Annotated in this window: 23 protein-coding genes and 1 riboswitch; of the genes, 16 read left to right on the forward strand and 7 right to left on the reverse strand. The window is 60.5% G+C overall.

The genetic code is table 11. From position 1 onward, the window contains the following. The first annotated feature begins 26 nt into the window (after window positions 1–26). Complete coding sequence (locus QMK32_RS17180) at window positions 27–422, forward strand: MerR family transcriptional regulator (RefSeq protein ID WP_283476347.1); 396 nt, start codon at window positions 27–29, stop codon at window positions 420–422. Window positions 423–425: 3 nt separating this feature from the next. On the opposite strand, the gene QMK32_RS17185 is transcribed toward QMK32_RS17180, so the two are convergent. Then, a complete protein-coding gene (locus QMK32_RS17185) occupies window positions 426–1,166 on the reverse strand; it encodes a VIT1/CCC1 transporter family protein (RefSeq protein WP_269305946.1) in 741 nt (246 codons plus the stop codon). A gap of 294 nt (window positions 1,167–1,460) precedes the next feature. Between QMK32_RS17185 and QMK32_RS17190 the strand changes: the two genes are divergently transcribed. Further along, window positions 1,461–1,652: a CDGSH iron-sulfur domain-containing protein gene (locus tag QMK32_RS17190; protein ID WP_502943656.1), complete on the forward strand. Its 192-nt coding sequence runs from the start codon at window positions 1,461–1,463 to the stop codon at window positions 1,650–1,652. Window positions 1,653–1,759: 107 nt separating this feature from the next. On the opposite strand, the gene QMK32_RS17195 is transcribed toward QMK32_RS17190, so the two are convergent. After that, a complete protein-coding gene (locus QMK32_RS17195; RefSeq protein WP_442972404.1) occupies window positions 1,760–2,770 on the reverse strand; it encodes an Rv1355c family protein in 1,011 nt (336 codons plus the stop codon). Window positions 2,771–3,099: 329 nt separating this feature from the next. Here QMK32_RS17195 and QMK32_RS17200 point away from each other — a divergent pair, with 329 nt between their 5' ends. Then, window positions 3,100–3,888, forward strand: a complete 789-nt coding sequence (locus QMK32_RS17200; protein ID WP_283476349.1) for a hypothetical protein — start codon at window positions 3,100–3,102, stop codon at window positions 3,886–3,888. A gap of 28 nt (window positions 3,889–3,916) precedes the next feature. On the opposite strand, the gene QMK32_RS17205 is transcribed toward QMK32_RS17200, so the two are convergent. The 5 genes from QMK32_RS17205 to QMK32_RS17225 form a co-directional block, all read right to left on the reverse strand. After that, window positions 3,917–5,068 carry a GGDEF domain-containing protein gene (locus tag QMK32_RS17205; RefSeq protein ID WP_283476352.1) on the reverse strand — a complete coding sequence of 384 codons (1,152 nt, stop codon included), beginning with the start codon at window positions 5,066–5,068 and terminating at the stop codon, window positions 3,917–3,919. A gap of 208 nt (window positions 5,069–5,276) precedes the next feature. Further along, complete coding sequence (locus tag QMK32_RS17210; protein ID WP_283476354.1) at window positions 5,277–7,349, reverse strand: AMP-binding protein; 2,073 nt, start codon at window positions 7,347–7,349, stop codon at window positions 5,277–5,279. A gap of 117 nt (window positions 7,350–7,466) precedes the next feature. Then, complete coding sequence (locus QMK32_RS17215; RefSeq protein ID WP_283476356.1) at window positions 7,467–8,450, reverse strand: iron-containing redox enzyme family protein; 984 nt, start codon at window positions 8,448–8,450, stop codon at window positions 7,467–7,469. Window positions 8,451–8,574: 124 nt separating this feature from the next. Further along, the gene (gene katG / locus QMK32_RS17220) at window positions 8,575–10,809 is read right to left on the reverse strand and encodes a catalase/peroxidase HPI (RefSeq protein ID WP_502943658.1); all 2,235 of its coding nucleotides are present in this window, start codon (window positions 10,807–10,809) and stop codon (window positions 8,575–8,577) included. Between the two features lie 33 nt (window positions 10,810–10,842). Next, on the reverse strand, window positions 10,843–11,286 hold the full coding sequence (locus tag QMK32_RS17225; RefSeq protein WP_269305933.1) for a Fur family transcriptional regulator: 444 nt from the start codon (window positions 11,284–11,286) through the stop codon (window positions 10,843–10,845). Between the two features lie 170 nt (window positions 11,287–11,456). On the opposite strand from QMK32_RS17225, the gene QMK32_RS17230 reads away from it, so the two are divergent. From QMK32_RS17230 to QMK32_RS17290, 13 genes are all read left to right on the forward strand, one after another. Continuing rightward, complete coding sequence (locus QMK32_RS17230) at window positions 11,457–12,386, forward strand: CPBP family intramembrane glutamic endopeptidase (RefSeq protein WP_283476357.1); 930 nt, start codon at window positions 11,457–11,459, stop codon at window positions 12,384–12,386. 37 nt (window positions 12,387–12,423) lie between these two features. After that, the gene (locus QMK32_RS17235) at window positions 12,424–12,645 is read left to right on the forward strand and encodes a hypothetical protein (RefSeq protein ID WP_283476358.1); all 222 of its coding nucleotides are present in this window, start codon (window positions 12,424–12,426) and stop codon (window positions 12,643–12,645) included. A gap of 40 nt (window positions 12,646–12,685) precedes the next feature. Beyond that, window positions 12,686–12,817 carry a hypothetical protein gene (locus QMK32_RS17240; RefSeq protein ID WP_269305928.1) on the forward strand — a complete coding sequence of 44 codons (132 nt, stop codon included), beginning with the start codon at window positions 12,686–12,688 and terminating at the stop codon, window positions 12,815–12,817. Next, window positions 12,814–13,428, forward strand: a complete 615-nt coding sequence (locus QMK32_RS17245; RefSeq protein ID WP_502943659.1) for an NUDIX hydrolase — start codon at window positions 12,814–12,816, stop codon at window positions 13,426–13,428. The genes QMK32_RS17240 and QMK32_RS17245 overlap by 4 nt, the downstream gene beginning before the upstream one ends. A 73-nt stretch (window positions 13,429–13,501) precedes the next feature. Beyond that, window positions 13,502–14,113, forward strand: a complete 612-nt coding sequence (locus tag QMK32_RS17250) for a CDP-alcohol phosphatidyltransferase family protein (protein ID WP_502943660.1) — start codon at window positions 13,502–13,504, stop codon at window positions 14,111–14,113. Further along, window positions 14,113–14,964 carry a DUF881 domain-containing protein gene (locus tag QMK32_RS17255; protein ID WP_283476362.1) on the forward strand — a complete coding sequence of 284 codons (852 nt, stop codon included), beginning with the start codon at window positions 14,113–14,115 and terminating at the stop codon, window positions 14,962–14,964. The genes QMK32_RS17250 and QMK32_RS17255 overlap by 1 nt, the downstream gene beginning before the upstream one ends. Window positions 14,965–15,047: 83 nt before the next feature. After that, entirely contained in the window at window positions 15,048–15,386 is a 339-nt protein-coding gene (locus QMK32_RS17260) for a small basic family protein (protein ID WP_502943671.1), read from the forward strand. A gap of 5 nt (window positions 15,387–15,391) precedes the next feature. Beyond that, window positions 15,392–16,099 carry a DUF881 domain-containing protein gene (locus tag QMK32_RS17265; RefSeq protein ID WP_269305923.1) on the forward strand — a complete coding sequence of 236 codons (708 nt, stop codon included), beginning with the start codon at window positions 15,392–15,394 and terminating at the stop codon, window positions 16,097–16,099. Window positions 16,100–16,170: 71 nt separating this feature from the next. Further along, on the forward strand, window positions 16,171–16,575 hold the full coding sequence (gene gcvH / locus QMK32_RS17270) for a glycine cleavage system protein GcvH (protein ID WP_283476363.1): 405 nt from the start codon (window positions 16,171–16,173) through the stop codon (window positions 16,573–16,575). A 175-nt stretch (window positions 16,576–16,750) separates the two neighbouring features. Beyond that, window positions 16,751–17,248 carry an oxoglutarate dehydrogenase inhibitor Odhl gene (gene odhI / locus QMK32_RS17275; RefSeq protein ID WP_088943866.1) on the forward strand — a complete coding sequence of 166 codons (498 nt, stop codon included), beginning with the start codon at window positions 16,751–16,753 and terminating at the stop codon, window positions 17,246–17,248. Further along, complete coding sequence (gene ftsR, locus QMK32_RS17280; protein ID WP_269305917.1) at window positions 17,245–17,982, forward strand: transcriptional regulator FtsR; 738 nt, start codon at window positions 17,245–17,247, stop codon at window positions 17,980–17,982. The genes odhI and ftsR overlap by 4 nt, the downstream gene beginning before the upstream one ends. Window positions 17,983–18,110: 128 nt before the next feature. Then, window positions 18,111–18,584 (forward strand): bifunctional nuclease family protein, encoded by a 474-nt coding sequence (locus QMK32_RS17285; RefSeq protein ID WP_269305915.1) that lies wholly within the window; start codon window positions 18,111–18,113, stop codon window positions 18,582–18,584. A 360-nt stretch (window positions 18,585–18,944) separates the two neighbouring features. Beyond that, the gene (locus tag QMK32_RS17290) at window positions 18,945–19,535 is read left to right on the forward strand and encodes a MerR family transcriptional regulator (RefSeq protein WP_269306098.1); all 591 of its coding nucleotides are present in this window, start codon (window positions 18,945–18,947) and stop codon (window positions 19,533–19,535) included. Window positions 19,536–19,546: 11 nt separating this feature from the next. After that, window positions 19,547–19,644, forward strand: a riboswitch (glycine riboswitch). Window positions 19,645–19,697 lie beyond the last annotated feature (53 nt).

Genomic DNA, 19,697 nt, shown 5'->3' on the forward strand with positions numbered 1-19,697 from the left:
GCGTGAAAAGAAGGAGCTATACGGATATGCCTGAACGCGAAAACGAACCGGCACAGATGCAGATCGGCAACGTCGCAGCGCGAACCGAGCTGTCCATCAAGACGATTCGACACTACGACGACGCAGGTCTGGTGACTCCTTCGGCGCGAAGCAAAGGCGGGTTCCGTTTGTACACCGAATCGGATGTGCAGCGGCTACTCGTCATACGGCGCATGAAACCGCTGGGATTCACGCTCGAGGAGATGCGCGAACTTCTTACCGCTCTCGACGCGCGAGCAGATGGATCCGCCGACCGCGAGGCACGGGCAACGGCCGAGCGATACGTTGACGAATGCCATCGACGAGCCGAAACCACGTGCGCCGAATTGCGAACACAGCTCGCTTACGCCGAAGAATTTACTGCACTCCTTGCACAGCCCTGATCGTCAGACTCCGGCAATACCCAACAGTTGTCCGATCAGGTAAGTCACGATCATGGCCAGCGCGCCGCCGATGACGATGCGCCACATTGCAGGGCCTGGCCTCGAGCCGCCCAGTCGCGCACTGACCTGGCCGGTCAATGCCAGCGCCAGCAGAACTGCCACGAAGGTCACCGGGATTCGAGCCGTTGCCGGTGGCGCGAGTATCGCAATGAGGGGCAACGCTGCGCCCAAGGTAAAAGACAGAGCAGACGACAGTGCTGCCTGAACCGGACTGGTCAGGTTGTCCGGGTCCAGGTGTAACTCGGCATCGACGTGCGCTGCGAAAGCGTCGTGCTCGGTGAGTTCGTGAGCGACGGTGAGCGCAGTTGCCCGGCTGAGTCCCTTGCTTTCGTAGATCGAGGTCAGCTCTTCGAGTTCCGCGTCGGGATCGTCACGCAACTCCATTTTCTCCTTGGCCAGTAGGGACTTTTCGCTGTCCCGTTGGGTGCTCACCGACACGTACTCGCCGAGTGCCATCGACACGGCACCAGCGACGAGACCGGCGACGCCTGCAGCGAGTATCGGTCCCCGCTCGGACGAAAGTGCTGCAACACCGACGACGAGTCCTGCCGTGGAGACGATTCCGTCGTTGGCGCCGAGCACACCAGCGCGCAGCCAATTGAGCCGTGACGAAAGACTCTCGCCGTGCTGTTCCCCGGGATGGGCCGCGTACGTCTCATTGCCGAGGCCGTTCGACTCGCTCATCATGCAAACGCTAGTTTCTATCTCGGCTACGCGCCAGCAATGCAAGGCTTCCCGTAGTCGATTGGCGGTAGCCGCCCGTGCCCGCCCTGCGCATCGTCGGTGTTGTCATTCGTCGTAGGAGGACTCATGATTCGAAGCGCACACTGCGGGGTAAACCCCGGCGAACTGCATCGCCGTCACTTTGCAGCGGAAGCAAGGCCCACAGCCAGGTGTGTTGTTCACATGGTGGTGTCGAGTAGATCGGGTAAGGACCTTATGTCATGTACACGTATTCGCGTGGTGGAGCGCGGGCCCATGCTTGTGGACGGTCCGGTGGAGATCACCATGCCCGACGGATCCCAGGTCGTATCTGATCGCAGTGTCGTCGCGCTCTGCATGTGCAAGCGGAGCAAAATCTATCCATTCTGCGACACCAGCCACCGTGCACGCCGAGAGCGGACGCCTGTCGCGAAAGCCGGTCGAGCCGCCGAAGACACCGTGGGGTAGACCGGATCACCACTTGAAACCGAGACGGGCTGTCGACATTCAAGAACGCATGATCCGAACGGGTGCGTGACACACCTCGACCGCACCACCTAACGACGGCCCATGGGTCAAAAGTCGACGATTGCCGAGATATGTGTCTCCAAATTGATTCGCGCCCTTCCTGACGGGGGTGGCGTACCCAATCCGAACGCGCGCACCACTGCCGCAACCGAGGCGCCGCCGAGTGCGACATCGCTGCCGAGTTGCGGCCAGGTAGACAGCGATACCCCGATTTCCGGTAGCGAAGCGAGCATTCGCGGAGTGAGTTTTGTGGGGTCGAGAATCCGGGCAGCCAGCGGTGCCTTCTGCTCCGGCGTGATGTCAGCCAGAGAGCGGGCATCGAGATCTCCGAGGAGGCCGTGTAGCAACGGTCTGGTCGGTTCGAGATCGAATCGCTCGACATCGAGTATTCCGCCGTCGCTGGTCTCCATCAAAACTGGTATGCCTCGACTTCTGGCGGCCTCGCGGAGATTCAACTTCGCGTCGAGCGAATCGCATTCGTCGATGACGATATCGAGTCCGTCCATGAACGTGTCCATACTGGAAGCAATTAGACCTTCGGGGTGCGTAACCACTTTCAGATATGGGTCCAATTCAGCGATTCGGCGTGCCGCGACCGTGGTCTTGTTGATGTCGAGGTCGAACACCGATGCCGGGACTCTGTTGAGATTGGACAGGTCCAGGACGTCGAAATCGGCGAGTCTGAGCTCACCGCACAACCCTTCGATGGCGATGGTGTGCGCCACGGCGTGCCCCACGCTGAGACCGACCACTCCCACCCGCAGTTCGGTCATCCGCTCCTGCTCGGAGAGGGTGATTTTGTTTCTGTTCCGGTCCAGTCGCAGAGTCCGAAAGCCTCTCGGCCCGAGAAGTTTCACAAGGGAGTGTCTCCACGGATAGTGAATCCACCGTTGTGGCTCGGCGAGGACGTCCACCGGTGGGCTCGGCAGGAGACCCGTCAACGATTCGAACTGATTCTGTGAAGCGTCGAGAATCCGCATCCCTGGTAGACCCGCTAGTTCCTCGACGGTCGTCGAATCGCTCTCGAGGGCCGAATTCAGTATCCGATGTTCTGACACGTGGCTCTCACTTTTCTCGTTCGGACGCTCGAGCAGGTGCTCCGCTTTCGTCAAGATAACCGATACAGGTGTACTCGGTGTTCACTGAGGTCCGATACGACTGCGAAATCCGAGTCGAAAGATTCGACAAAGTGCGTCATCGGTACCGGAAATATGATTATTCGCAGTGCTGGAAGAAGATTTACGACCTTCGAACAGTCAAATGTTCCACGACCAGGAAGAATTGCCTGGTTGCCACTTGGCAACTGAACTGTTGGCGCTCGATAGCGTCGGCTTTTCGCCCCATAGCCGGGGACTTCGGATCCCGGTATGTCTACTTAGGAGAGATTATGTCTGCACCTGCGACAGTCGATTACCGCTATGCAACCCCTACCGCGAACAGGGGTTCGCGTGCCGCTCGGTTGAAGCTGTCAGGAATGCGTCGGCCCGTCGACGCATCATTCGGGCCGAGAATCAGCCACTGCGAGGGATCGATGACTCTCGTTGCGGCAATGCCTTCTGCAGCGCCGGAACTCTGGACGCGGTATGTCGACGGTGCTTGGTCGTCGTATTCGCGCCATGGTGTGACGTGTGCTCTCGACATCGACGAAGTGGAATCGGGCGCGACGACAGCGTTGTTCTACGTCGTTCTCGGACCTGAGGGGGAGATGCTCGGTGGAGTTAGGGCGCAGGGTCCTTATACCTATGTCGAGCAGTCGCATGTGTTGACCGAATGGGCGGACTCACCGGGGCTCGACGTGGTCAGGAGTCAACTTCTGACTCGACTTCCGCACGGAATCATCGAGATGAAGAGCGCGTGGGTAAGAGAGGGAGCGCCGGCGCGGCTGATTTCGGGAATGTTGGCTAGAACGGCGCTGCCGACCATCGAACTGACGGGCAGCAGGTATTTGTTCGCAAGTGCTGCCGACCATGTGCTTCGTCAGTGGGAAACGTCCGGAGGGCGAATCGATACCACTGTGCCCGCTGCTGCGTACCCAAGCGATCAGTACCGCACTCGTTTGATGTGGTGGGATCGGGAGACCATTGCACGAGATGCACATGCGGATGTCTGGGATCTCATGGAAAGCGATTCGCGTGCGCTGACCGGAAACGGCTATCACTCTTCTGCAGTCGCATAGTGGTCATCAAGTCTTCGACTGCGGGGAACTATCTTCGAGGGGACAGCGATTCATCGGTCTGCCGCGTCGAGTTCCACGTGACCATTATTGTCCCGGCGTGTGACGCACGGTCACGGCCACTGGATTTGGCGGCGTAGAGGGCGTTGTCGGCGGCGTGCATGAGTGTATCGATGACTTGCTCGACGTGGGGGCTGTCCAATTCACCGTCGATGGTGAGCCTGGGATCGAGGACGGCACGGACGTCGGCAGTCACCGATCCGATGCTGACGGTGACCTCGCATTCGGAGCGGACACGTTCGAGAATGTTCGATTCGAAGGAACGGTTGTCGGTAAGGGGAGTCAATACGAGAAATTCCTCGCCACCGATGCGAGAGACGATCGTTCCACGCGACCCCGTCTCCTCGGTTGCATGAACGAGGGCATCCGCAATCGTCACGAGTATGAGATCACCTGCAGCGTGACCATGACTGTCGTTCACGGCCTTGAAATGGTCGATATCGATGACATGTGCGGACAACTGACTGCGACTGTCGCACGTCTGGTCGAGCAACGCTTCTACCTGTGTCATCATTCCGCGGCGATTGAGCAAACCGGTGAGTGGATCGGTATTCGCCAGAACATTGAGGCGCTTGTTGACGATGAGCAGAGACCGGCGAAGGGTCGCGATCAGGATCACCGGTACCAGCACAGACGTTGCTCCCGCACCGATAGCGACGATGGTGACCGCAACGCCTGAGGACGAGAGACTGACGGCCGACAACCACGTCGCCATTGCCACCGAACCTGCCGTGAGAGCAGCTGTCATGCGGGGCGAGGAGCCGGACGCTGCAATTGCAGGTACAACGGCAAGCAGTGACGTCACTGCCCGCGTACCTGCAGGGTCGGCGATGAGGTAAGCCGAAATTGCGACACCGATCATGCCGCCCGCACCGAGCGCCGCGAACTGCCCATCTGTCAGTCTGCCGACGTGCACGGCGTACAGCACGGTAATCGCAGTGAAGACGACGATCGCGGTCAGGAGGGGTAGCGCGCCGTCGCGAAGGAACGACGGTGAGATCAGCGCAATTGCCAGTAGCGGCAGCGCCCCAGAGGCGCTCGTGATCACCATCGTTGTCCGCGTGTCGAATCGCGTCCAGAACGACTTCGATTCGGACTTGGTTCGGCGCAAGGTCGCGCTCATGTATCAGTCGCGCTCATGTATCAATAGCCTCGGTTCGCCGCCGGATGTAGCTGACAGCATATCGCGGCTACAGTCAGCCCGACGATCTTGATGCCCCGGTGCGGCGGACTTTTCCTTCGCGTCGCCGGTCAGGTGAATTCAACCGTCCGAGGGCTCAGGGAACCCGTTCGATAACGGGCTGATCGCCCAAATAACGGTGCCGCGGTGGCTAGGTTGCGAGCGGAGTTTGTGGCGATGACTGAATCAGTAGACGTTTGATCACCTTCCCGGTTGCGGTGCGCGGAAGCTCGTCGAGAAACGTGACGTCGCGAGGTACCGAGAATCGGCTCAGCCGATTTCCGATGTAGAGACGAACCATGTCATCGTCCAGTCCTGCGGCGCCGCGCATCACTACGAATGCGGCAAGCCTCTGACCGTATTCCTTGTCCGACACACCTACCACTGCGACCTCGCCGACCTGAGGAAGATGAGCAATCGCATCCTCGACAGGACCAGGAAAAACGTTCTCTCCACCTGAGATGATCATCTCGTCATCCCGGCCGCAGACGAACAACCGGCCATTGCAATCCAGGTAACCCAGATCACCGGTGTCCATCGTGTCCGCCCCGAGGCCTGCTGTGACAGCAGGCGTCGCGCCGTTGGTATATCCGTTGAACAGCATGTCGTTGCCTACGAAAATTCTTCCGACACAGCCGCGCGGGACCGGAAGACCCCCACCGTCGAGAATGGCCAAAAGGGTTCCAAGTGGCGGTTTCCCCGCCGTCGTAGGAGCAGCTCTGAGATCAGCAGGTCCAGCTACCGTTGCCCACGACACCTCTGTAGAGCCGTAGAAGTTGTACAGAACGTCACCGAATGTGTCCATGAAGCGAGTGACCATCGAACCCGCCAGAACCGATCCACTGCATGCGACTACCCGCAGACTCGAGGTGTCGTACCGTGCGCGGACGTCCGCCGGCAACTCGAGGATACGTTGGAGCATGATCGGGACTGCGATGAGCGAAGTACAACGATTCTCAGCAATCGCTCGCAAGCAGGATTCGGGTTCGAATCTGTCCTGCAACACAACCGTCGATCGAAGCGGTGTACTGAGCTGAAGCGCGGCGAAACCCCAGCTGTGGAACAGTGGGGCGGCAATCATCATGCGCTCGTTCACCTGCAGCGGCATCTTGGACAACATCGCCGCAATCGTTCCGAACCCTTTGGCGGTGGGGCGGAATGCGCCCTTGGGAGTTCCGCTCGTTCCAGAGGTGAGGACCACCAGTGTTCCCGGATGCTCAGGCCGAGCGAATGTCGCGGACGGGGGCGCCACCAGCTGCTCGAGCAGGCGCCTTCCAGGGACGGTCGAGCGTGAGGAGAGGCTGATTCGCGGCACTTCCTGGGACACATGCGAGACGATCGAGTCGAACTCGTCGTCGGCGAACAGCGCTTTCAGCTGATGGTGGTCCGCGATACTCTCGATTTGGCGTGCTGCCAGGCCGGTGTTCAACAGCACCACGTCCACCCCGAGTAATCCGCAGGCGACTGTGCATTCGGTCATCGCGATGTGATTGCGCGCCAGCACCCCGACGGTGTCTCCGGAGCGCAGACCCATCGCGAACAAACCCGCAGCTATGCGGTGTGACCGTTGATGTACTTCTGCGAACGTCCGGGTTCCTCGGTCGTCGATAAGTGCGATCGCGTCCGGTGAGGTCGCTGCGGCTGCGCCGAAACCGCCGCCCAGTGTGAAACCCCATTTGGACAACGAACTCAGTTGTCGAAATGCGAGATCTGGTCGTGCGGTGCGGATGACGCCGGTTTTGTACATTGTCTTGGCGATATCGAGTTGCATTGTCCTGGAGTTACCCGAACCGGAAAGAATGGAGGTCGGCTTCCCCGCCAGGTAGTCGGCAAGGTGTGCGAACCCTGCTCGCAACCAATCGCAAACAACGCCGTTGCGGTCGGGAACAGACGAGTACGCACCGTTCAAAGATGCTTTGAACACGGTCACGTCGGCTGTACATCGCCCGGGCGAACCCTCGGTGAGGTGGACATTGACGAATCCACCGGAATCGAGATGAGTGATCGACATCGTCGTTCTCACGTAGTCGAGATCGAGCCGCACGGCGTGATCGGTGCCGTCGGCCCTTGCCATGAACGCTCCGGGAATCGACTCCGAAACAGGCAGGCAGGACTCGAGCCCCATGAAGAACCGGGAATACCATTCCGGCGCAGTCACGATTTCCCAGACTTGATCTTTCGAATGTTCGAAGTCGATGGTCACATCGATCACGTCGGACAACATAGCTGTTCCGCCCCCAGTCAGACGTGCGCCCCACCAGTGCGGGGATTGATTTATCCAAACCCAATAACGGATCGTAGACGGCAACCTGCACAGCTGAGCAGCGTTCGGGAAAGTTTGTCAGATCAGGCTCGACAAACCCGAGTTCCACGCTGCCAGCATCCGGTCGCCCAGCGCAGCGTCGACGAAATCGAGTGCGCGCATCCCGAAGACGATGTCGGACTCGAGATGGGGTTCTGTACGAATGAGGCCACCGACGACGTCGTGACGCAATAATTGCTCGTGCACGGCGTCTGCCTCGACGTGCTCGGCGTAGAACTCGATGCAGGCCTGCGGTGCCCCCAGCCGCTCGAGGCCGGTGACCAGCCGCTGTGACCCGGGCGAGGAAGTGATCTCAGTGGCAGCGAAGTGCCCGACCGTCGCGCCGCGCAGTCCCCGGTGAAGACCGAAGAGCGACATCAAATTGACCCAGGCGAGCGTCTCGGCAGGCGCTCGATCGGTATATCCGAGGTATGTCGAATCCAGGTCGGCGGCATCCATGAGATCTGCCCACAACTTCTGATGTACTCGCTCGCCGCGCCCGCCGCCGTACTCGTCGAACTCGACCGCGACGTACGAGGCTTTTGCCTGTCCGTGTAGCCGAGGGATCGCCCACGCGTGCGGGTCGGCTTCCTTGAGGTGGTAGATCGATCGGTGGACGAAGTACTCGCGCATGTGATCCCACGAACCTTCGTCGCGCAGATACCAGGAAGGCCCGCTACCCGAAGAATGCGCAACGGACAAGAACTCCATCTCGGCCATCGCGTCGTAGCCTGGCTCGACGCTGTCTCGGAGATACGACAAGAACGACGCTTCCAAGGCTGCGCGGAATCGCAGCACCTCCGGATCCCATTCCCAGCGGTCGTCGACCCCGTCGAAGCCTCGGTAGTGCAACTCGTAGCACGTAGCCAACGCCACATGGAGGTCCCGAGACATCGGCTCCAAGCCACCGGCAGTCAGGGGCGCAGCCGTCGACTTGCCGGTGATGAAGTCCATGACACCGGCCGACAAGGGACCACAGGGTGCAGGTAGGGGTGGCGACGAAACGAGGTGAGTACTGGTCATCGGTCCTGTCTACCCCTTCCGGCCGAAGCCAATCTCCTCTCTGACGTCCGAGAGGAGATTGGCGAGAGCACAGGCCGTCCGCACAGCAGGTGAACCCGATGCCCCGGACGGTCGATTTCTCTGCTCAGACCAGATCGAAGCGATCCAGCTGCATGACTTTGTCCCACGCGGCGACGAAGTCGTGGACGAACTTCTCGCGAGCATCGTCCGACGCATAGACCTCGGCCAGTGCGCGCAGTTCGGCGTTCGAGCCGAAGACGAGGTCGTTACGGGTGCCGGACCACTTCGTTTCTCCCGTCGCAGCGTCCTTGCCCTCGTAGATGCCTTCCTCGGACGTGGGAATCCACTCTGTGCCCATGTCGAGAAGATTCACGAAGAAGTCATTGGTCAAGGTTCCAGGACGCGTCGTCAGGACTCCGTGTTCGGACTTCTTGTGGTTTGCTCCCAGCACTCGAAGACCGCCGACCAGCACTGTCATCTCGGGCGCACTGAGGGTCAACAGGTTCGCTTTGTCGACCAACGAGTACTCGGCCGGAAGACTCTGGCCCTTCCCGACGTAGTTGCGGAACCCGTCCGACTTGGGTTCGAGAGCGGCGAACGACTCGACGTCCGTCTGGTCCTGTGCTGCATCTGTACGCCCGGGAGTGAACGGCACCGTGACATCGTGGCCGGCACTCTGCGCGGCACGTTCGACGGCTGCACACCCGCCGAGGACGACGAGGTCGGCGAAGGAAATTTTCGCTGTTCCCGCAGCACCGAAGGTCTCCTTGATGCCTTCCAGAACACGAATGGCGTTTGCCAGTTCGTCCGGTTCGTTGACCTCCCATCCGGCCTGTGGCTGTAGGCGAAGACGCCCACCGTTGGCGCCTCCACGCTTGTCACTGCCCCGAAACGACGACGCTGCAGCCCACGCGGTGGAAATCAACTGTGGTCCGGTCAGCTCCGAAGCGAGGATGACGCTCTTGAGTTTTGCGATGTCTGCTTCGCCGACCGGTTCATGATCGAGCGCCGGGATCGGGTCCTGCCACAGGAGGGTCTCGCTCGGAACTTCTGGACCGAGGTAGCGGGAGACGGGCCCCAGGTCACGGTGGGTCAACTTGAACCAGACCTTCGAGAACTCCTCTGCCAGTTCCTCCGGGTGATCGAGCCAACGTCGAGTGATCTGCTCGTAGATCGGGTCTACACGCATCGCGATGTCACTGGTCAGCATCATCGGAGCGTGCCGTTTGGCAGGGTCGGCGGGGTCGGGAACGAGATCGGATGCAGCGCCGTCCTTCGGACGCCACTGCCATGCACCACCCGGACCCTTGTGGACCTCCCATTCGTAGCCGTACAGCGTTTCGAGGAACGTGTTGTCCCAGGTCGTCGGAGTCGGTGTCCAGGTACCTTCGATGCCACTGGTGATGGCATCTGCACCGACGCCCGTGCCGTAGCTGTTCTTCCAGCCGAGACCCATCTGCTCCAGCGGTGCGGCCTCTGGCTCTGGGCCTATGTGTGGCTCTGGATCGGCTGCACCATGAACCTTGCCGAAGGTATGGCCGCCGACTGCCAACGCAGCGGTTTCGATATCGTTCATCGCCATCTTGCCGAACGTGTCGCGGATGTCGACGGCGGAACCCGCGGGATCGGGCTCGCCGTTCGGGCCCTCGGGGTTGACATAGATCAGACCCATTTGGACAGCGGCCAGAGGATTGTCCAATTCCCGCTCGCCCGTGTAGCGCTCGTCGCCGAGCCATGTCTGTTCCGGTCCCCAGTAGACGTCCTCGTCGGGCTCCCAAACGTCGACGCGGCCGCCGGCGAATCCGTAGGTCGGCAACCCCATCGACTCGATCGCTACGTTTCCGGTGAGGACGATGAGATCGGCCCATGAGAGCTTGTTGCCGTACTTCTTCTTGACAGGCCAGATGAGTCTGCGAGCCTTGTCGAGACTTGCGTTGTCCGGCCAGCTGTTCAACGGAGCGAATCTCTGCATCCCCGCGCCCGCACCTCCGCGTCCGTCCTGAATCCGGTACGTGCCCGCCGCGTGCCAGGCCATACGTACGAAAAATGGTCCGTAGTGACCGAAGTCCGCAGGCCACCATGGCTGTGAGTCCGTCATCAAGGCCGCAAGGTCAGCCTTGACCTCGGCGAGATCGAGCTTGGCGAACTCTGTGCCGTAATCGAAGTTCTCGCCCATCGGGTTGCCCACAGCTGGGTTCTTCTTGAGAATCCGAAGATTGAGGCTCTGCGGCCACCAATCGCGATTGCTCCCACCCTCACTCGGGTGTAGCTGCCGATCATGTAGTACTGGGCAGGCGCCTCCCTCTTGGGGCTGGTCCTGGTTCATCTCTTTTTCGCGAGTGGTGTGGTCTTCAGACACGAGATTCCTTCCGGGGCTGGCGGATCGAACCGATCATGATTGTGATCGTGAACTCTGTGGGGACGCGCAATCGGGGCAGATGCCCCAGAACACGACCTCGGCTTCGGAGACCGCGAATCCTCGAGTGTCGGACGCGGTGAGGCACGGAGCCGATCCGACCGTGCAATCGACGTCGGAGATGGCCCCGCACGAGGTGCACACGAGGTGATGGTGATTGTCGCCGACTCTGGACTCGTACCGCGCCACGGAACCGGCGGGTTGGATGCGGCGAACGAGTTGAGCGGCCGTCAAGGCGCTGAGCACGTCGTAGACGGCTTGCCTAGAGACGACCGGCAGTTCAGCGCGAACTGCGGTATGGATGAATTCGGTGTCCGAGTGCGGGTACGTGTGCACCGCGTCGAGCACCTCGATGCGAGGGCGCGTGACGCGAAGTTCTGCATCGCGCAACATCTCCCGGTAGTTGGGCCTCGAGGTCACACCTGTGATACGACTCTCATTTCTTGAACAAGTCAAGTATTCGTCCGATACCGCCCATACTCGGAAGAACGCTCGGGTCATCGCCGCACCCAGTTCGAAGTCTCCGTCGATCTCGAACTCGTGGTAGACAGATCGCGGTCGGATGAGCGTTCGAGGTCTGGTGGTCGGAGATGGTGGGCAACAGCAGCGTGTGGTCGCGCTCGAACCAAACGATGCACCCGTCGTCGATCGTCAGCGTCCTGCTCGTTCTCGGTTTGGTGACAGGGTGGCTTTTGCTGTACTCGGTCAGCATTGTGGGTGCGCTGTGGAGAATGCGGGAGCCCAACGCGCCGACCCCGGTGCTGAGCGTGTCGGATCAACGGGCCGACCTCGTTGCGCTGGCGGTCCAGATGTCGTTGGGGTTCATTGCCATCGGGCTGACACTCCTCCTGCGGCGACGCACTCTCGCCGCAGTGTTGCCAGAGCGCCGCGGAACCGCTCTCGATGCGTCCATCGCATGGTGCGCGGCCATCGCAGGTGCATCAGCGGTCGTGTTGGTTCTCGCCCAGTTAGGTCTCGCGCGGTTCGACTTCTCGGTGCCGGCGGTCGTGGCGTCACCCTGGTTGGCTGTCGCTTCGGCATTGGCCACCGGGTTGCGTGAAGAACCACTCCTAGCGGCGCTGCCCGTTCTCCTTCTTTCGGGTCGACTACCGATTGGATGGATCATAGTTCTCGCTGCCACCATGCGGGGCCTGCTCTACGTGTACTTCGGCTTCGGCGGGTTCGTGTGGGCATTTCTCTGGGGTGCAGCTGCGGCGTGGGTCTACTTCCGGTTCCGAAGACTATGGGTCCTGATACTTCTCCACGGTCTCGTGATGAACATGCAAGCGCTCGACCGTGTCATCACCGACGACAACGCAGCGACAATTTTGCAATGGTGCAACATACTGGTCCTTTTCGGTGCGTTGCTGTGCTGGCTCGTACCACGTGCGCTCGATGCGGTGCTGCCCGGCGAATCGGAGGTCCCAGCTGTCGATGGACACACCGGTTCGGACACGGTTGACCTGCACGAGGTCCCGCCGACAGTGCAGCTTCCTACCGAAGATGCAGACAGAGTGTGACCGGTCGAGCGATCGAAAAAGATTGTGGGATATGGCAATGAGCACAAGTCGATCAGGCCGACGCCTCGGTGAGTCGTTGCCTGGCGTCGGGCTGTGTATGGGCGCCGGGGTAGGTATCACTATCGGCGTCGCCGTCGGCGGCGCGCCCGGCACAGCAGTCGGAATCGTTGTGGGCGCAGGCCTTGGACTGGTTGGGGGGTCGATCGCGTCGTTGTGGACCCGGTCTTCGTGCGAGAGCTCGGCGTTGCGCGATGAGTAGGATGTAGCAACCGTTCCGCACACCGACCGAGGAGTTGTCGATGCCCGATTTCGACGCGCAGGTCGTCGCGGCGTTCGGTATCCACTCCGGTGTTTCCGGTGGTCGATCCGACAGCGAAGTCCTGTGCAACGCCGGCCTGCCGAATTTCATCCCGACATGGATTACGTCGTGATCGACGACGAACGACTGGAACGTCCGTCGATCGTGTCCGCGCTATCGGAATTCGAATCTCGGCGGATGGCAGTCGGCGACATGCGAGCGGCGGCAGTGGCCATAGCCATCGGTGGTGAACCGTACAGACGACGGATGCTTCTCACCATGCGTCCCTCGCGTCTGCGCGCTCATCCGGGGCAGTTCGCCTTGCCAGGAGGTGGCATCGACCCGGGGGAGTCGGCCGAGGATGCTTGCCTGCGTGAACTCGGCGAGGAGCTGAACGTGCATGTTCCCCCTCACGATATTCTTGGCCGGCTCGACGACTACAGCACTCGATCCGGGTATGTGATCACGCCGTTCGTCGTGTGGGTAGGCGATACGTTGAAGCAGGTCGTGCCGAACGTCGTCGAGGTAGAGATCGTGTACGAGGTCGACGCCTCGGAGATCGATATAGACCCGAGGTTCGTGGCGATTCCAGAATCCGAACGGCCCGTCATCCAATGGCCGTTCCGAGATTCGCTGGTGCACGCGCCGACGGGTGCAGTCGGTCACCAGTTCCGCGAAGTCGTCTTCCATCGGCGTCATACTCGCGTGGCAGACTTCGAGCAACCGGTGTTCGCGTGGCGTTGACTCTTCACCCCACGTGTGGGTACCAATCCAGCCTCAATCAGGGCGTCGACGACAAAGGATCGAGGTGTGGGTGGTGAGCGATCCGGGTTCCGATGCCGATCTCAGTAGCCGGGTTCTCACAGTGCCGAACGTGCTCAGCACACTTCGGTTGCTGGCAATTCCACTGTTTCTTTATCTGCTGCTCGTTCCTGAAGCAGACGGATGGGCGCTGACAGTCCTGCTGCTCAGCGGTGCAACCGATTGGCTCGACGGAAAGCTTGCACGGGCGCTCGATCAGTCATCGCAACTGGGTGCGCTTCTGGACCCGTTGGTGGACCGATTGTCGGTTGTGAGTGCTCTCGCTGCATTCGTTGCCCGTGGGATCATTCCGTGGTGGGTGGCGGCGATTCTGATCGGACGCGACGTCGTCCTCGCGGGTACATTGCTGATCTACCGTCGACGCGGACTACCGCCACCCGAGGTGATCTATCTGGGTAAAGCAGCAACTTTCGTGATCATGGTCGCCCTGCCTGTACTGCTCGGTGCCACCGGAGAATCGGTTGTAGCGGACGTGCTCACACCGATCGGATACTCGCTGATCATTTGGGGGACCGCTCTCTATACCTGGACCGGGGTGCTCTACACCTACAAAGCATCGATCGTGGCGAAGACGATCCCGAGGAGCCAGAATCAACGTGTTTCGTGATGCGTAAACCACCGATACGCAACCCGACGCCTTCATTGCTGAAGTCATTGATGAGCGAGCACCTCGACCCAGGGTATGCAGCCGCATCGGCGACCAAGTCGTCGAAATCCACTCGGACTCGCATGGATGTGGTCCTTGCCATCGTCGGCGTAGTTCTCATCGGCATTGTTTTCGGTGTGGCGCTGTCCCGAGTCGACGTCCTCAGGTCGGACGCGTCCGGTCAAGCGCACGACTTGGTGGAGACGGTACGCGAGGCAGAAAGCCGGTCCGACGCGATGGAACTAACACGGTCGACTCTCGCCGGCGAGGTCGAGTCGGCCCGGTCGAACGTCTTACAGAGCGACAACGATGGTGCATCGATCCTGAGTTCACTGATGAACATCGAGTCTGCGGCGGGCGCCGAAACCTCGTCCGGTGCAGGTATCGCCGTCGTGGTCACCGAGCCGCCTGCCTCGGCAAACCTGTCCGATGTTTCGCAGAAGAAACGCGGAAACTCTGCGGCCACTGTGCTGGATCGAGATCTCCAGGTGGTTGTGAATTCATTGTGGGCGAGTGGTGCCGAGGCGATTGCAGTCGATGGAATCCGAATCGGCCCGAACGTGACGATCAGACAGGCGGGCGGTGCCATGCTCGTAGACAATCATCCAGTCTTCTCCCCGTACGCGATCAACGCAATCGGGTCGGCCGAGCAGCTCCAGGTTCGATTTGCGGTAAGTGATGCCCACCTGCGAATGTCAGCGCTCACTCAGCTCTACGATGTCGGGTTCGAAGTGCGGTCCGAGGATTCACTCGAACTGCCCGCAGCGGCTATCAGGACGGCCGGGCGCGCACAGCAGGAAGGCGGAAGGTGACACAGGAACGTAACGACGGGGCAGCAGCGAATTATGTGTCCGACGACCGCGCCACACATGCTGTGAGCAGGCGCGGCGGAGGGTTGGTTTTGCTGGCCTTCCTTGCTCTCGGGATCGGGGTCCTGATCGGAACCGTGTCGGGTCCGCAGATTCCCGGCGCAGTCGCTCCATATCTACCGATCGCCGTAGTCGCTGCGCTCGATGCGGTCTTCGGCGGTCTCAGAGCGTATCTGGACGAGATTTTCGATTCCAAGGTCTTCGTCGTCTCGTTCGTCTTCAACGTTCTCGTCGCAGCACTCATCGTGTGGCTGGGAGATCAGCTCGGAGTGGGTACACAGCTGTCGACGGCCATAGTCGTGGTTCTGGGAATCCGGATCTTCGGAAATGCAGCAGCCCTGCGCCGTCGACTGTTCGGGGCCTGACCGCCGTGGCGCGAGAGGGAAGGCACGAGTTCCACGGTGATCGACGCAGACGCAGAACGATCGTGTTCGGTTCGCTGACGATCGTGTTGATGATCGCCCTCGGGATCGGCTTGGCTGCGCAGGTTCGCGTCAACGACAGCGAGAACTCACTCGACAGCGCGCGCCCGGGAGATCTTCTCGTTCTTCTGGACAATCTGGGTCGTCGAGAAGCTGCGCTCCGTGACGACATCACGTCACTACAGGACACCCTGTCGACACTGCAGCAGGAGGACGGTGGCTCCGGTGCCGCACTCACGCAGGCGCGCGAGCGTCTCGACGCCTTGTCGGTACTGGTAGGGACCGTTCCTGCGACGGGCCCCGGCATCGTGATGACGGTGGAAGACCCTCGCACCGGCGTCGGCTCCGAGGTCCTCGTGGACGCATTGCAGGAGCTGCGAGCGGCGGGCGCGGAGACGGTGCAGATCGCCGGCAGCGACAACGATGGAGTTCGTATCGGCTTGGACTCGTGGATTGCGGGACGTGCAGGGGCGGTCGTCGTGGACGGGCAGAAGGTAAGTGCTCCGTTCGTCTACACCGCAGTCGGAGATCCGGCGACATTGGCCGCAGCATTGGATATTCCAGGCGGGGTGGTCGATACGGTAGCCAGGAATGGGGGTCAATGCCGGATTTCACAATCGGAGCAGGTCACCGTGTCCGCCTTGCGGGACCCATGATCACGTCAATACGCTCATCGAGCAAAACCCCGTATCACCGTCCGGTGAGCTGAGACGAAAGGACTGCCGAGTTGAGCGAAATCGAGCTGCCTGCCGATTTGTTTTACACACCCGAACACGAGTGGGTGCAGCAAGTAGGCCCATCCAGTGTTCGCGTCGGTATCACCGACTACGCACAGGCGCAATTGGGTGATGTCGTGTTCGTGCAGCTGCCTTCTGTCGGCGAGGAAGTCACCGCCGGCAGCTCCATGGGCGAGGTCGAGTCGACCAAAAGTGTGTCCGACGTGTTCGCACCCCTGACCGCCAAAGTTATTGCCGTCAACGAAGTTCTGGAGGCAGATCCGGAAAAGGTGAATTCGGGACCCTACACCGACGGGTGGTTGGTCGAACTGGAGGTCTCCTCGGCGGAGGTCTTGGACGCGGCAGTGTCAGAGATGCTCGATGCGGACGGATATGCTGCCATTACGACCGAGTAACTAGCGGACGCGAGCTGAAGCAACCGTCTACACCCATGCCCGTCCGCAAGGTACGGTCGTTGTTGTGCAGTTGTCGTGTCGGGGCGCAGGTCCGTAGGAACACAGAACAACCAAACTATTTTGCGTCGACCGTGGTGTAAGTCGCCAGGGTGCAGAGGACTGAGAAGGAGAAACGGTGAGCGAGAACGACAACGACGGCATCTACGGAGAGTCGCCAGCGGAAACCACTTCGGTTTTTCGTGCGGATTTCCTGCAGGAGCTGGATAACTCGGCGACGAGCCAGACCTCGGAGGCCCCGGTGTCGGGTGTGGAAGGCCTGCCCGTCGGATCGGCTCTTCTCGTTGTGAAGAGGGGACCGAATGCAGGGTCTCGATTCCTTCTGGATCAGCCGACGACTTCTGCCGGCCGTCATCCGGACAGTGACATCTTCCTCGATGATGTCACTGTAAGTCGGCGTCATGCCGAGTTCCGTCAGGACGAGGACGAGTTTCAGGTGGTCGACGTCGGAAGCCTCAACGGAACTTATGTCAACCGCGAGCCTGTCGACTCGGCTGTGCTCACCAACGGTGACGAGGTCCAGATCGGTAAGTTCCGCCTGGTATTCCTGACCGGTCCACGCGGCGGCGCCGGATCCCAGGTCGGCGAATCGTCTGCGGGTGCGGGCAGCCAGTGACCGCCGTCGGGCAGCAGTCTCCTGGGGGGATGTCGATTGGCTCCGTCCTCGATCGTCTTCGGCCCGACTTTCCTGACGTCACGATTTCGAAGATTCGATTCCTCGAAGCGGAGGGTTTGATTTCGCCCGAGCGCACAGCGTCCGGATACCGTCGTTTCTCCATCGCTGATTGCGAGCGGTTGAGATACGTATTGACGGCGCAGCGAGATCAGTACCTTCCGCTGAAAGTGATCAAAGAGCAGCTCGAAGCCATAGACAGTGGAGTCGCACGCGTCGAGCGTGCAGAGGACGCGCCTCGTAGGCCGCGCGGTCTCAGTATCGCTCCCGGTGAAGTGTCGCCTGAGGAGTTCCTCGCTGATCGTGAGGTCAGAGTCAGCAAAGCCGACCTCATGGAGCGAGCGGGTGTCGACGAGACATTCGTCACCGAACTCATTCGAGGCGGCCTACTGACGCCGGGTCAAGCCGGCTTCTACGACGAGGGCTCGGTAACCCTCGCGAGGACTGCGAAAGCGATGTTGCAATTCGGTCTCGAGGTTCGGCATCTACGAGCTTTCAAACTGGCTGCCGATCGAGAAGCCGGTTTGGTAGCGCAAATTGCCGGACCGGTTGCGAAGGGCCGAGATGCGGGAGCACGGGACCGAGCCGAGGAAATGATCAGAGAGCTCGCTGCGCTGTCTCTGACTCTGCACACTTGTCTGGTCAAAGCCGCGGTGCGCGGTGCGCTCGATCGCTGAGCGTTCGGTTCGTTTCGTGTTCATCCCTAGGCCACCCTCCGCATGGCGGTGGATTCCAATAGACTCGGCTGCAGTGGGCGGACCCAGACCTGCGGCCCGATTTTCAACGCATATGGGAGGCAGAGGCAATGAGTGAGATGCGTGTTGTCGGTATTCGTGTCGAGCAGCCTCAGAATCAGCCCGTCCTGTTGCTGCGTGAAGCCGATGGGGAGCGGTACCTACCCATTTGGATCGGGCAGACCGAAGCTGCTGCCATTGTGCTCGAGCAGCAGGGAGTGCAACCGGGCAGACCCTTGACGCACGACTTGATCAAAGACTTGATCGGCGCCTTGGGACACACTTTGAAGGAGGTTCGCATCGTGGACCTCCAAGAGGGCACCTTCTATGCGGATTTGGTCTTCGACAAGGACATCCGAGTTTCGGCCCGTCCATCGGACTCCATCGCGATCGCGTTGCGGGCGGGCGTACCTATCTTCGCCGACGAGCCCGTCCTCTCCGAAGCAGGGCTCCTGATGCCTGATGAGCGCGAAGACGAAGTCGAGAAGTTCAAGGAGTTTCTGGAATCGGTTTCACCGGACGATTTCAAGGCCACGGACGGCTGAAGTCCTCTATTCGGTAACGGAAGAGTCTCAACCTCAACTTTAGGTTCAGGTTTACGGCGCGTTGCGTTGATTGTCTCTCCTCGGCCCCCTAACGTTCCCGTTGTGAAGTACAGAAGTCGACGATCGTGTGTCGTCGATTCGCGCCGGGGCGTAGTCTTACCGGGTACGCGGAGTGGATTTCACGCAGAAGTACACCGGGATGATTTCCCGGTCGGATCGCTATCGTCGTGGTCCGAACAGCAGCGTCGAGACATCCGAAGAGGGAGCAAGTAAGTGGAAGATCAGCCGCAGGGACGCCACCACGGTTCAGCGAGTGTTGTGCCGGACGATGCTGAATCGGTGGATACCTCGAAGGCAGATCTGCCGACGCAGCCTGCGGCAGATGTCACGGCGACACCCTTCGTGCCCGACTTTCAGCCGGGGCTGTTCCCGGACGATTCCGTTCCAGACGAACTGGTGGGCTATCGAGTTCCGAGTGCATGCCAGATCGCGGGCATTACTTATCGTCAACTCGACTACTGGGCTCGTACGGGGCTAGTAGTACCGTCCATTCGCAGCGCAGCAGGTTCCGGTAGTCAACGCCTGTACTCCTTCAAGGACATGCTGGTTCTGAAGATCGTCAAGCGTTTACTGGACACTGGTATCTCTCTGCAGAACATACGGGTAGCGGTAGATCACCTTCGCAAGCGCGGCGTCGGAGATTTGGCAAACATCACCTTGTTCTCCGACGGCACCACTGTGTACGAGTGCACGTCTGCAGAGGAAGTAGTCGATTTGCTGCAGGGCGGCCAAGGGGTATTCGGCATTGCCGTCAACGGAGCGATGCGTGAACTGACCGGTCTGATCGCCGACTTCCCAGCCGAGCGTGCAGACGGTGGAGAGTCCGAGACGAGTCCCGAAGATGAACTCGCCTCCCGCCGCAAGACTCGGGCCAGCCGCAAAACAGGATAGACTTCGAGCGTCGCGCTTGCGCGGGAGAGTTCCGGGACAGCCAGTCTCGGACGCCGAAGGAGCAATACCTCCCCGTCAATCTCTCAGGCACACGGACCGTGTGAGCTTCGACGTCTCTGGAAAGTGATGGGAGTACCCGTCCGCCCAAGGTGAAAAGACGTT

Origin of the sequence: Rhodococcus sp. H29-C3, from assembly GCF_030063405.1 — a bacterium.
GTDB lineage: Bacteria > Actinomycetota > Actinomycetes > Mycobacteriales > Mycobacteriaceae > Rhodococcoides.

Coding starts and splice junctions, on each gene's coding strand:
- QMK32_RS17180 (WP_283476347.1), top strand. CDS start 27: ATGCCTGAACGCGAAAACGAACCGGCACAGATGCAGATCGGCAACGTC.
- QMK32_RS17185 (WP_269305946.1), bottom strand. CDS start 1,166: ATGAGCGAGTCGAACGGCCTCGGCAATGAGACGTACGCGGCCCATCCC.
- QMK32_RS17190 (WP_502943656.1), top strand. CDS start 1,461: ATGCTTGTGGACGGTCCGGTGGAGATCACCATGCCCGACGGATCCCAG.
- QMK32_RS17200 (WP_283476349.1), top strand. CDS start 3,100: ATGTCTGCACCTGCGACAGTCGATTACCGCTATGCAACCCCTACCGCG.
- QMK32_RS17205 (WP_283476352.1), bottom strand. CDS start 5,068: ATGAGCGCGACCTTGCGCCGAACCAAGTCCGAATCGAAGTCGTTCTGG.
- QMK32_RS17210 (WP_283476354.1), bottom strand. CDS start 7,349: ATGTTGTCCGACGTGATCGATGTGACCATCGACTTCGAACATTCGAAA.
- QMK32_RS17215 (WP_283476356.1), bottom strand. CDS start 8,450: ATGACCAGTACTCACCTCGTTTCGTCGCCACCCCTACCTGCACCCTGT.
- QMK32_RS17230 (WP_283476357.1), top strand. CDS start 11,457: ATGGTGGGCAACAGCAGCGTGTGGTCGCGCTCGAACCAAACGATGCAC.
- QMK32_RS17235 (WP_283476358.1), top strand. CDS start 12,424: ATGAGCACAAGTCGATCAGGCCGACGCCTCGGTGAGTCGTTGCCTGGC.
- QMK32_RS17240 (WP_269305928.1), top strand. CDS start 12,686: ATGCCCGATTTCGACGCGCAGGTCGTCGCGGCGTTCGGTATCCACTCC.
- QMK32_RS17255 (WP_283476362.1), top strand. CDS start 14,113: ATGCGTAAACCACCGATACGCAACCCGACGCCTTCATTGCTGAAGTCA.
- QMK32_RS17285 (WP_269305915.1), top strand. CDS start 18,111: ATGAGTGAGATGCGTGTTGTCGGTATTCGTGTCGAGCAGCCTCAGAAT.